This window comes from Acinetobacter sp. YH01021 (assembly GCF_013420255.1).
Lineage (GTDB): Bacteria > Pseudomonadota > Gammaproteobacteria > Pseudomonadales > Moraxellaceae > Acinetobacter.
Window position 1 is genome coordinate 17,158 of record NZ_VOYO01000018.1, and the last position, 12,192, is coordinate 29,349.

The following is a 12,192-nucleotide window of genomic DNA, read 5'->3' on the forward strand; positions in this document are numbered from 1 at the left end:
TTTTTCAAAATAACAACGATTTATAACTTATTGAAATTGAGCAGATCGGCAATGTTCAACTATATTAAAACGAATAAAGTAAATATTAATTGAATACGACTTAATAATTGAATAATAAGGAAGATCAGCATGAAGTTTTTAAGCCAAGGTATTGTGATCTTCTTCAGCCTGCTGGCAGGGTCTGCCTATGCGGCAAGTTTTGATTGTCAGAAAGCTGAAACCGTGACAGAGAAAGCGATTTGTGAACATCGTCTGCTCAATGATGCCGATGTCAAGATGAGTACCAGCTATCATATTTTACGTCGTATGGTGCCTATGGGAACCCGCTCGGTGATCCAGCGCGATCAGGTGAAATGGCTACAGTTTCGTGACCGCTGTCAGGAATCTGTGTCTTGTTTGAGTCAGGTTTATAATATGCGCCAACAGCAAATAGACCTGCAATTTCAACGTATTTATAAGCTTGGGCCTTATTAGGACTTAAACCTAAGTCTTTAAAAATCCAAGCCAGATCAGATCAAGCGATTCTTTATAAAATATCTTGAGAAAAAATATACAACTGGCTATTGAAAATTTAGTAACTCACTCCATTCATATAGGCAACAGTATTGACCTGTATTTAAAATAAAAGGAGTGATTAATGAGCGAGTCTAGCGCACAAAAACATAGTTTCCAGGCTGAAGTGGCTCAGTTACTACATCTCGTGACCCATTCGCTTTATTCAAACCCTGAAATTTTCCTACGCGAATTGATCTCGAATGCCTCAGATGCATGTGACAAATTACGTTTTGAAGGGATTAACCATCCCGAATTTTATGAAAATGATCCTGATCTGCGCGTTCGTGTCAGTCTGGATGCAGACAATAAAACCATTACCATTTCAGACAACGGGATCGGCTTAAGCGAACAGGAAGCTATTGACAATTTAGGGACTATTGCCAAATCAGGCACCAAAGATTTTATGTCCAAACTGAACGGCGATCAAAAAGCCGATGCTCAGTTGATTGGCCAGTTTGGTGTCGGTTTCTATTCCGGTTTTATTGTCGCTGACAAGATCACGGTAGAATCCCGTCGTGCCGGTGCAGAGGCCTCTGAAGGCGTACGCTGGATCAGTGGTGGTACTGGTGAGTTCGAAGTTGAACAGATCACTAAGCAAGGCCGTGGTACAGATATTATTCTGCACTTGCGTGACGATGCGCTGGATTATCTGCAAAGCTATAAAGTGAAGCAGATTATCAATAAATATTCAGACCACATCAGCCTGCCAATCCAGATGCAAAAAGAAGTCTGGCAGGAAGAAGAAGCGGCTGAAGGTGAAACGTCTAAAGGCGGCCAGTATGTCAAAACTGATGAGTGGGAAGCCATTAACTCGGCCAGCGCATTATGGACTCGTAACAAGTCTGAAATCACTGAAGAGCAGTATGTCGAGTTCTACAAGAACTTGAGCCATGATTTCGCAGCGCCATTGGCTTGGGCGCATAACCGGGTTGAAGGCAGTACTGAATATACCCAGTTGTTATATATTCCAAGCAAAGCGCCACATGACATTTTCACCCGTGAATCCAAAGCTGGCATCAAACTGTATGTGAAACGTGTGTTCATTATGGATGATGCGGATAATCTGATTCCAAACTATCTGCGCTTTGTGCAAGGTGTGGTGGACAGTGCCGATCTGCCATTGAACGTCAGCCGTGAATTGCTGCAAGAAAGCCGTGATGTAAAAACCATCCGTGAAGGTAATACCCGCCGTATCCTGACCATTTTGGATAATCTGGCTAAATCTGAAGATGAAAAAGATCAGGCAAACTTCAAGACCTTCTATCAGGAATTTGCTTCAGTATTGAAAGAAGGTCTGGGCGAAGATTTCAGTAACCGTGAACGTATCTTAAAACTGCTGCGTTATGCGACGTCGACCAATGATGAAGTCAGCACATCATTGGCAGACTATAAAGCACGTATGAAAGATGGGCAGAAAGCCATTTATTATGTGACTGCAGATAGTCTGAATGCTGCGAAAAATTCACCACAACTGGAACTGTTCAAGAAAAAAGGCATTGAAGTTCTGTTGATGACTGAACGCGTGGATGAATGGGCGATGAACTTCGTGAATGAGTTCGATGGTACACCATTGCAAAACGTATCTAAGGGTGCGGTTGACTTAGGTGACCTTCAGGATGCGGAAGAGAAGAAAGCCCTTGAAGAAGCCGCAGCCCAGTTTAAACCGGTGGTGGATAAGTTGACGGATTCATTAAAAGACAAGACCAAAGAAGTGCGGGTGACGACGCGTCTGGTCGATTCTCCGGCTTGTCTGGTGACTGGCGAAGGTGAATTGTCTCCACAGCTGATTCGTATGCTGAAAGATGCGGGTCAACCTGTGCCGGATATCAAGCCGATTCTGGAAATTAACCCGGGACATCCGTTGGTGAAAAAACTGGATGGCTCAGCGCAGTTTGATGATCTGGCCAATGTGATCTTCGACCAAGCGGTGATTGCAGAAGGTGGATTACCAGAAAATCCTGCTGAATATGTCAAGCGGATTAATAGTTTGCTGCTTGCTTAAGTGCTGATATATTGAATGAGAAAATCCCTCTTCGGAGGGATTTTTTATGCCTGCTTCATTTTTCATTTCTAGAAATGATCTGGAAAAACGATAGAGAGAATAAAAAAATACCTTCGAATCATAAATCTATATTTTAGATTATTAATTAATTTTTAATTTATAATTGCGATCATTAAGCAAAGAGAGAGAATGTTATGAAATCTAAGCTGATGATCAGTATGGGCGCTGTAATCCTGATGTCGATGAGCCAGTTTAGTCTAGCGGCACCTGCTGCAGAAAAAGTGGTACGCACAGATCGCATTAGCTTTTATAAAACAGCAAAAGTAAACGTAACAAAACCGAAACGTGTACAACGTAGCGATCATATTCGCTTCACTATGCCGGTGATGGAACAACCCTCATTGCAGCAAAAACGTGTGCTACGCAGTGATCGTATTATCTTGAATAAAATCAGCTAATACTTGCCACGCTGATTGCCTCAGTAATATTGAAAAAAGCCCATGAATGATGGGCTTTTATTATTTTCTCGTATCAGTCAGTTTAAAATAACGCTTCTAAACGCACCAAAGCTCCGACATAGTGATCACGATCTTCGCGATGATCATTCAAATAGTTCAGGTCGGTCTGGACAAAAAACCATTCACGTAAAAAAGGTTGTCTCCACGACACATAGGGGCCCCAGCGGTTGAGACGCAGATCCTTGTCATTTAGATAACCACCGGTATAAATGCCGTAACTGAAACGGTTGTCCTGAAAAAACTGATGTTGCCTGAAGGTGTAGTTGTCCCAGGTCAGATCATCGTCTTGATCATCTGCATAAGTCAGACTAAGCTGATTGGAGAAAAAGGCCTGATTGGGACGGGCATGGATTAGCTCCAGATTGGTCCGTAAATAGTTTTCGCTTTGAATGCCGTAGCGATAAATCTGTTCGGCATGAAAAGAGTAGTCATTTTCCAGCGTCCAATCTTTACTGGCTTTGACACGCAGGTAAATATCATCTCCAGAACGCAAGCCCAGATCCAGATCGGTTTCGAAAGGAATGCGATCTGACCATTCAGACCAACGTAAGGCAAAAGAGCTGTTATCTTCACGTGCACGTTTAGTATCCAGACGTTTATCTCCGGAAGTGGTAGGATTTTCATTGGTAATCGCGACATTACTGTCTAATTCATTGTCCAGACTGTCATCACCAAAAACCACACTCAGCTTTTGTTCCAAGGTCGGAAGCTTGATCTTGCCGCGGATTCGGGGCTTAATCTCATAGCCTTCATATTCATCCCAGCGATTATCTAGAATGATCCGTAATGTGGCTGCAGCTGGCTGATCCGGATCGGTTTCACCAAACCAGTTATCAATTTTATGTGCAGTACGATCAGCCCATTCGCGGATGCCTTTCTGTTTTTGATCCGCCCATGAATAATTTTCTGTCTCTAGCGTGGATGGAACGATGGCGACACTTGATTGCTCTGGCAGAACCGTTGGTGTTGCATCGATCAAACGTGGAATCTGATCCAGTAAGCCTGATCGGCTTGGCTCTGTATTTGTTGGACTGGCAGGAGCAGCTGTGACTGAATTTGCCCAGGACATGCTACCGCTCATTCCTAGGCCCAGAGAGAGCAGTAAAGTTTGAGTAATCCTGTTTATTTGCATGAGATATTTGTTGCTCTTGTATGCTTATATTTAGCTGTAGTTTTCTAAAAAATCGCCTTAAAAAGCAAGTTAAAGCTACAAAATAACAGCAATTATTCAATCTTTTGAGCCTGAATTTCCCGATAAAGTTCCAGCACATGAATCGGTTGCGGCATTGTTAAAATAATATTGTGAATATTCTGCCAATTTAGCTGTTTGTCGCGTTGCAGCAAGATGTGTGGATAGGCCAGCTCCTTCTCTGCCATAGACATGCGTTTTTCACCATGAATCACTCGGATTTTTTGATGTTCCTGCAGTAAGAGTACAGGAGTAGAAAAATTCGCAGCAGCTTCTTGAAACGAGATAAATTTTTGCTTCTGAATAAACTGGGCGGGTATAAAAGGATGGTAATCTGGCTTTGTCCAGACTGTTTCAGCCTGCTGCAAGTAAGCCGTTGAAAAAAGCTCGAGTTGCATGAACCTGATGCTTATAACAGACCAGGCCAGTGATTTAATCGCAGCAGCCTGGCGTTGATGGTGGGTAAGCCAATGTTGAATACAATAGTGAGCCTGCAACTGACTCGGTACCCCTAAGAGCATCAGATATTTAACAAACTGGCCTTGCAGATTCAGTTGTTCAACCAAATAAACCTGACGTGCCTGCCAATTATCTTCTGCTGCATAATACAGTGCGATATCCAAATAGGCAGGATGCTCGATCTTCTCAGTCATTTCTAAAGCACAGAGCCGCTGGATATTGGTTTCTTCTAAGCCTAAAGGGTGTACATGGGCGTTTAGTTCGCCTAGTTGAATCTGTGCAGGGAATTGAATCAATTCGGAGGCTGTGATCTGTTCTTGCGGAATGGTCGTTTCAGTTTTTAACTGAGGATTTAACGCCTCGCGTTCAATTTGTATCTGATTGGTTGACTCATCTGAGCGATTTAATTCTAGTGCATGAATTCTTACGCGCGGCCGTCCCCGATGATATTTGGTTGTTTCCATAGAATTGCAGCTGGTTTCAGCTTCGTGTAAGGATAAGGCTGGAACGATCAAGGGTGGATCCTGTTTCAGGCAAGAAAATCGTTGCTGTTGTTGCAACAGCCAGATATAGCAGTGTTGCAATTCAGCCCATTGGCTGTGCAGGGCAGGAGATTGGGGAGCCGGAATCAGCCAAATTTGCCAGCCACGTTCAGGATGATGTAAAACTGCCCAGCCTGAATCCGGATGGGCAGACAGTGCTTGTTCCAGTGCTAAGATTTCGGTGAAATAGCCACGAAAGCTTAGATGATAAGACGTATTAGCAGAAAATTGGTAAGCAACAAGTTCAGGTTGAGTGCGGGCCTTAAATGCTGAAATCTGGGTCTTGAAAATAGGCTCATCACACAGATTAAAAATATCGCGTATCCTTTTTTTAGAACGGGCAATTTCATAGAAAGGCAGGACTTTATGCTCCAGTTGCTGCGCCAGTCCATGTAGTTCTTTAATTAAGTGTGCTTTTTCTAAAGCATTCATTTTTTGATCTCTAGAGATGTTTCAGTGCTTTATCCAGGGTTTGTGCCAGTACAATGTTAACCGCCAGCTCGACCAGTCTGTATTCAGCAGAATTCGAGTCTGTATAGCTTTCTGCCATTTCAATTAAATAATCAATAGAAACTGACTGAGGCGGAATTTTGCCCTGTACCAATGCCTGAAGTTCATGCATAAAAAATTTTCTTATCATTAATCTATTTATATTGCTGCAATTATAAGCAGAGATCACATAAAATAGTGATCTATTTTGAGTGTTTTATAAACAAATTTTTTAATTAAAAGTGATAAAAATCAATAGAAAAAATGAGAGTAGGAAATAGTCGATATTTTTGAGAGTTGTGCATCTTTTACACAGAATGTGTTCAATATGATCAAAAAGAACAGGCTGAATCAATCAGCCTGTTTTAATGCAAAACAGTTTTGCATTAAGCCGTTTTTTCAGTTGCTACAGTCGCAGCATCTGTATTTACTGTTTCAGCAGGTGCTTTAGTCGCTGGAAAGTCTGGCAGATGAACCACTTGCGCCATTTGTGCAGACGCTTGAACAGAAAAAGCCATAACGGTTGCAGCGAAAGCAAATTTAAGAGCATTCATAGGATGACCTTTAATATCAGAGTGTTCAATGACTTGAACAGAGGAGAATATTTAAACTTAATTCGGGTGAAATAATAGCAAATAAGACTTAATATAAAATGATAGATTCGGCAAATTCAGGCAGTAAATTTTAGATAAATTACTCTATAAAACAATAAATTAGTATATTTACTCTAGTTTGATTTGTGTGGTTTTACAGGGCTTTATACTTTATTTTAGCGATGAAAATCTGGACTTAATTGAGTGTCAAAATAAAAGGTCATATGTTTTCGATCTGCCAATTTAAGATTGAATTTCGAGCTTTGTTCAATCCATGTAAGTTTTTGCTATCGCTTGTTTACGGGCTGCTGCAATCTTCTGAGAATGGACTAAGATGGAATTCCATTCATTTTCATGCTGAGAGTTTTATTATGGCAATTGCAAAAGTGGTAGAAGTCAATTCAAGCAGCAATAAAAGCTTTGAAGATGCGATTCAAACGGGCATTCAAAAAGTCACAGAAACGGTCAAAAATGTACAAGGTGCTTGGATCAATGAACAGAAGGTTGTCATTAAAGAAAATAAAATCACGGAATATCGTGTCAATTTAAAAATTAGTTTTCTGGTTGATTAAGCGAATACCATTCAATAACAAATAAAAAACCCCATTTAAAATGGGGTTTTTTTTATTGAACGTTGTTTTATTTAGCTTGGTCTGGCGTGTCACACGTTTCTGTTGAGCACTGTGCTGCCTGACTGTTGGTTGATGTATCGAGCGCTTTTTCAAATACTTGCAGGAAAACTTCTTTAGGCTGCGCGCCTGCCAATGCCACACGTTGATCAAAAACAAAGAAAGGCACACCAGTCACTTTGAGTTGTTCATGTGCCACTTCCTGATCGAATTTGACGAAATCAGCATATTCCTCCGAATCCAACAGATCATCGACTTCGACCGGATTGAGGCCGATACGCGCTGCGACATCTTCCAGCGTTTCACGTTCTCCAATCGCCAGACCTTGGGTCATATAACTATAGAAGAATGCTTCCTGTGCTTCATTGCCCAGACCCTTGCTTTGCGCCAGGTGAATCAGGCGATGCGCATTAAAGGTATTGCCTGAATTGGCACCTTCCCAGTTAAATTCGATACCTTCGGCTTTGGCCATTTCAGCAATATTGCGCTGCATTTCTTCGACTTCAGCCACAGTACGGCCATATTTTTGCGCCAGACGCTCAGAGTTAGAAATTTCCTGACGTACCGGTGCTTCAGGATCGAGCTGGAAACTGTGCCAATGCACTTCAAGCTCAATACCTGCTTCTTCTGCCGCAGCTTCTAAACGTTTTTTACCAATATAGCAGAAGGGGCAAACCACATCTGACCAGATATCTACGCGCATGTCATGTCTCTAATTTTGCTCTTGTGTTCAAGTATGAGGGTGAAGAATCAGAATTTAAAGCCCCTGAGCATCAGAAGTGTATTTCTACAGCAGATCGGCAGGATAAATAAAAGAAGAAAGAGCAGGCGATAGCCAGGTGGCTTTCTTAATATAATCAGGTTCTGACTATTCAAAAAAAATATAAAAATGCCATAAAAAAACGCCCCGTAGGGCGTTTTTTGAATGCAGTCGATTATGCAGTTTTTACTGCAGCTTCAACAGCAAGCATGTGACCATTTTCTTCGAAGTTTGAGTGCCAAGAAAGCGCCTCACGAAGAAGATGAGGCGTATGGCCGCCTTTTGCACATGCACGGTCAAAGTAATCATTCAACGCATCGCGGTACATTGGGTGCGCACAGTTATCAATCACTGCACGTGCACGCTCACGCGGTGCCAAACCACGAAGATCCGCAAGACCTTGTTCAGTTACCAGGATATCAACATCATGTTCTGCATGGTCGATATGTGAAGCAAACGGCACTACAGAAGAGATGTCGCCACCTTTCGCGATTGATTTGGTTACGAAGATCGCTAAGTGGGCATTACGTGCGAAGTCACCTGAACCACCAATACCGTTCATCATTTTGGTACCACATACATGAGTTGAGTTCACGTTACCGTAAATATCAAACTCAAGTGCAGTGTTGATGCCGATAATACCTAAACGGCGTACCAGTTCAGGATGGTTTGAAATTTCCTGTGGACGTAATACCAGTTTGTCTTTGTATTGCTCAAGGTTGTTAAATACTTTCTCGCCGTACTTAGCAGAAAGGGTAATTGAAGAACCTGAAGCAAACTTCATTTTACCGGCATCGATCAATTCAAACGTACAGTCTTGCAGAACTTCTGAGTACATGATCAAGTCTTCGAAGTTTGAATCTTTCAAACCCGTCAATACCGCATTTGCAATTGAACCGATCCCTGCTTGAAGAGGTCCGAGGTTTTTCGGTAGACGGTCTTCAGCCACTTCTTTTTCAAAGAAAGCGATCAAATGGTTGGCAATGCTTTGAGTCTCATCATCTGGTGCGGTTACAGTAGATGGAGAGTCGTGCAATTCGCTGTTAAATACAATGCCAACAATTTTAGATGGATCGATATTGATCGCATGCGTGCCGATACGCTCATCAACTTGAGTCAATGGAATCGGTTGACGCGTTGGACGATAGGTCGGGATGTAGATATCGTGCAAGCCTTCAAATGCCGGGCTTAAGTTGGTATTGATTTCTACAATCACTTTTTCAGCAAAAATCGCAAAGCTTGCAGAGTTACCAACAGATGTTGTTGGAATGATGCCACCATCTTCAGTAATCGCTACAGCTTCAATGATCGCAACGTCTGGTTTTTTCAACTGCAGGTTACGCATTTGCTCAACAGTTTCAGACAAGTGCTGGTCAATGAACATCACTTCGCCGTTATTGATCGCTTTACGTAAAGTGTTGTCGACCTGGAACGGTAAACGGCGTGCCAATACGCCAGCTTCAGTCAGTTGTTTGTCTAGATCGTTCCCTAGTGATGCACCAGTAATTAACGTGATCTTTAATGGATTTACTTTTGCCTGCTGAACCAAAGCTAAAGGAACCGCCTTCGCTTCACCAGCGCGAGTAAAGCCACTCATGCCCACAGTCATGCCATCTTTGATGAATTCAGCCGCTTGTTCTGGGCTGATGACTTTGTTGTGTAGGGAGGCTAAACGGATACGATCTAAAGACATTTTAACTCTCATTAATTCTTAAACTATGAGACGGATTGTACCGCTCAAAAAATGTATTGTGCATAGGTGTTAGGCTAAGGTCTAATTTTTTAGCTAAATGTAGGTATAATAAAAAATGATGATTTTTAAATGATTGAATTCGTGAACTATAAAATGAATTGTATAGAAAAACTAAAAAGTCATTTGTTGAATTAATGATCACTTATTAAAAGTGATCAGTCAAAGTTTGGCGAATTTTATCGAGTGTGGTGGCTGGGGGGAGTGTCTCAGGGTTCACCTGATTTACGGGTAGTGAAATGATAGCTTCCAGCCCACCTTCAGGACGATTATGAATACGCAATTGGCCATGGTGAATATCGACAATCCGTTTCACAATGGCCAACCCCAAGCCACTGCCTTGTACAGTTCGTGCCGAATTACCCCGAACAAAAGGCTGCATCAAGGCTTCAATCTGATCTTCCGGGATGCCTTCGCCATGGTCTGCGACACAAATCAACAGTTGATCTTCTTCAACATGCGCAGAAAGCTCAATTGGTTCTGAACCATAACGTTTCGAATTATTGATCAGATTACCAATCAGCCTTTTTAGCGACATGCTGCGCGCCTGAATGGTTGGGATGTCTTGTGGCGTAAAGCGGATATCCAGCGGTTTAAACTGCTTGACCAGTTCTTGGAGCAGCACATTGACATTGGTATCCTGCGGCTCTTCATCAGAACCATCACGCATATAGGAGATGAACTGATCCAGAATCGCGTCCATATCTTCGACATCATAAATCAGGCCTTCTTTGAGAAAGTCTTCATCTGGCATCATTTCGGCACTGAGGCGGATCCGGGTTAAGGGCGTGCGCAAGTCATGTGAAATGCCGGCCAGCATGATGCGGCGTTCCCGCTCGGTCTGATCCAGCGTATAAATCATCTGGTTAAAGGCATGATTGACCTGACGGATTTCCAGTGGACCATGATTGGTATCCAGATAGGGTGCTGAACCGATTCGGCTATAACTGTTGGCGGCATTCTGCAAACGGCGTAAAGGACGGTTGAGCTGACGCACCAAGGTCAAAATAATGATGCCGACAATAATCGGCGTGCCAAGCAACCAGCCTAAAATCAGTTCATTACTATAATTGGCATAGGTCTTTAAAGGTTCCTGTACCCAGTGACCATTCATTTCAGGGGTCTGGATCCAGATACGAGGACTTGGCTTAAACTGGAAATACACCGTGGCTTGTTCGATACGTAACTCTTTGGCCAGTTTGGTTTCGATCTGCCGGGTAAAAAATTCGGCAATCAGCTTTTCCCGAACCGTGGGATATTCTGCTGGATTGGTCACGTATTCAATGCCGACCCGGTTTTTCAGCCAGTCATCGATATCCACTTCTTGCTGTTTGTGATACAGGCGCAGATCGGGATTGTTGAGAATTTCCAGTTCCATGGCCAGATAACGCGCATGTTGCTGAATTTCAGGTAAAAACAGGGTGCGCCAGAAGAACCATAAGGACATAAACAGGCTGAAACAGACCACAAAAACCACCAGTACCGTGGTACGCATGGCAGCAGAACGCGGCTTGATCTTGTCGAGAAAGCGTTCCCCGCGGGTACGCTTTTTTTCCGAGTAGCTGACAAAATCGGTAAATTTTTGTGGATCGATGGGGTCGAGTTTCACACCAGCTCCCTGTAGGCATTTTTCAAATTGAGCAGTAATAATATTTGTAATAGAATCTTACTGCTTGAACCTTCGATGGAAGGAGCTTGTTGTGTTACTTTTTTTGAAAAAATGAGTAACACTGTTACGCAAGTAAAAACTTTGCCATTCGCTGAACTCGCGCATTTGTATACGAGCCTTTAAAGAAGGGGAGGCTCAAACAGCAGCGAATGGCTTTTAGGGACAATAAATTGGGGCAATCTTTATCCTATAAGTTTTCCTTTATTCAGCACCATCTGGAACAAAGACATAACCCACACCCCATACGGTCTGGATATAACGTGCACGCGCTGGGTTTTCTTCCACTAAACGGCGTAAGCGTGACACCTGAACATCAATTGAACGTTCCATGGCACCCCATTCACGGCCACGCGCCAGATTCATCAGCTTGTCGCGGGTTAATGGTTCGCGTGGATGCTGCACCAGTGCTTTCAGTACCGCAAACTCACCGGTAGTGAGTGTTACCACTTGGCCTTCACGGGTCAGGGTGCGGGTAGACAAATCCAGTGACCAAGGACCAAAAGAAACTACTTCCATCTGCTGGCTTGGTGCACCCGGCACTTCACGTACCTGACGGCGCAATACCGCACGAATACGTGCCAGCAGCTCATTCGGGTTAAACGGTTTAGGCAAGTAATCATCGGCACCTGCTTCTAAACCGGCAATACGATCCGAGTCGCTACCACGAGCGGTGAGCATAATGATAGGCGTATCGATATTGGATTGGCGTAAACGACGACAGATACTCAAGCCATCTTCGACCGGAAGCATAAAGTCGAGCACGATCAGAGAAAACAGTTCCCGCTGTAAAAGTCGATCCATCTGCGTGGCATCATGTGCAGTTTTAACCACAAAGCCTTTATCTTCGAGAAAACGCTGTAATAAGGTACGCAGACGAACATCATCATCAACCACCAGGATCCGTTCGACCCGGTCCGTTTCGGTATGTACGGCATCGGCTTTTTCAGCAGGTACAACTAAACTCATGAGATGCTCCTTTATTCTTTATTGTCGTCATAAACAAAAATCAAATAGGCTTTGAGTATACAATTCATTAA

Annotated in this window: 12 protein-coding genes; 4 read left to right on the forward strand and 8 right to left on the reverse strand. The window is 43.0% G+C overall.

Annotated elements, in window-relative coordinates; all coding sequences use genetic code 11:
• Positions 1 to 129: 129 nt before the first annotated feature.
• From FTT86_RS12120 to FTT86_RS12130, 3 genes are all read left to right on the forward strand, one after another.
• Positions 130 to 474, forward strand: coding sequence for a lysozyme inhibitor LprI family protein (locus FTT86_RS12120; protein WP_004647317.1), 345 nt, complete (start codon positions 130 to 132; stop codon positions 472 to 474).
• 163 nt (positions 475 to 637) lie between these two features.
• Positions 638 to 2,557: a molecular chaperone HtpG gene (htpG, locus tag FTT86_RS12125; RefSeq protein ID WP_180181290.1), complete on the forward strand. Its 1,920-nt coding sequence runs from the start codon at positions 638 to 640 to the stop codon at positions 2,555 to 2,557.
• A gap of 194 nt (positions 2,558 to 2,751) precedes the next feature.
• Complete coding sequence (locus FTT86_RS12130) at positions 2,752 to 3,015, forward strand: hypothetical protein (RefSeq protein ID WP_180038623.1); 264 nt, start codon at positions 2,752 to 2,754, stop codon at positions 3,013 to 3,015.
• Positions 3,016 to 3,097: 82 nt separating this feature from the next.
• Here FTT86_RS12130 and FTT86_RS12135 read toward each other — a convergent pair whose 3' ends face one another.
• The 4 genes from FTT86_RS12135 to FTT86_RS12150 all read right to left on the reverse strand — a co-directional run bounded on the left by FTT86_RS12135 (position 3,098) and on the right by FTT86_RS12150 (position 6,308).
• Positions 3,098 to 4,207 carry a hypothetical protein gene (locus tag FTT86_RS12135; RefSeq protein WP_180181291.1) on the reverse strand — a complete coding sequence of 370 codons (1,110 nt, stop codon included), beginning with the start codon at positions 4,205 to 4,207 and terminating at the stop codon, positions 3,098 to 3,100.
• A 92-nt stretch (positions 4,208 to 4,299) separates the two neighbouring features.
• The gene (locus tag FTT86_RS12140; RefSeq protein ID WP_180038621.1) at positions 4,300 to 5,697 is read right to left on the reverse strand and encodes a hypothetical protein; all 1,398 of its coding nucleotides are present in this window, start codon (positions 5,695 to 5,697) and stop codon (positions 4,300 to 4,302) included.
• Between the two features lie 10 nt (positions 5,698 to 5,707).
• Positions 5,708 to 5,887, reverse strand: coding sequence for a hypothetical protein (locus FTT86_RS12145; protein WP_004647321.1), 180 nt, complete (start codon positions 5,885 to 5,887; stop codon positions 5,708 to 5,710).
• A gap of 253 nt (positions 5,888 to 6,140) precedes the next feature.
• Positions 6,141 to 6,308 (reverse strand): hypothetical protein, encoded by a 168-nt coding sequence (locus tag FTT86_RS12150; protein WP_004647322.1) that lies wholly within the window; start codon positions 6,306 to 6,308, stop codon positions 6,141 to 6,143.
• Positions 6,309 to 6,718: 410 nt separating this feature from the next.
• Between FTT86_RS12150 and FTT86_RS12155 the strand changes: the two genes are divergently transcribed.
• Positions 6,719 to 6,919, forward strand: coding sequence for a dodecin family protein (locus FTT86_RS12155; RefSeq protein ID WP_004278594.1), 201 nt, complete (start codon positions 6,719 to 6,721; stop codon positions 6,917 to 6,919).
• A gap of 67 nt (positions 6,920 to 6,986) precedes the next feature.
• Here the strand turns inward: FTT86_RS12155 and FTT86_RS12160 are convergent, their stop codons facing one another.
• From FTT86_RS12160 to ompR, 4 genes are all read right to left on the reverse strand, one after another.
• Positions 6,987 to 7,679, reverse strand: a complete 693-nt coding sequence (locus FTT86_RS12160) for a DsbA family oxidoreductase (RefSeq protein ID WP_180087445.1) — start codon at positions 7,677 to 7,679, stop codon at positions 6,987 to 6,989.
• A 232-nt stretch (positions 7,680 to 7,911) separates the two neighbouring features.
• Positions 7,912 to 9,429 (reverse strand): acetyl-CoA hydrolase/transferase family protein, encoded by a 1,518-nt coding sequence (locus tag FTT86_RS12165; RefSeq protein ID WP_005245839.1) that lies wholly within the window; start codon positions 9,427 to 9,429, stop codon positions 7,912 to 7,914.
• Positions 9,430 to 9,634: 205 nt separating this feature from the next.
• Complete coding sequence (locus tag FTT86_RS12170; RefSeq protein ID WP_180181292.1) at positions 9,635 to 11,095, reverse strand: ATP-binding protein; 1,461 nt, start codon at positions 11,093 to 11,095, stop codon at positions 9,635 to 9,637.
• Between the two features lie 261 nt (positions 11,096 to 11,356).
• Positions 11,357 to 12,121 (reverse strand): two-component system response regulator OmpR, encoded by a 765-nt coding sequence (gene ompR, locus FTT86_RS12175; protein WP_004278590.1) that lies wholly within the window; start codon positions 12,119 to 12,121, stop codon positions 11,357 to 11,359.
• Positions 12,122 to 12,192: the final 71 nt, after the last annotated feature.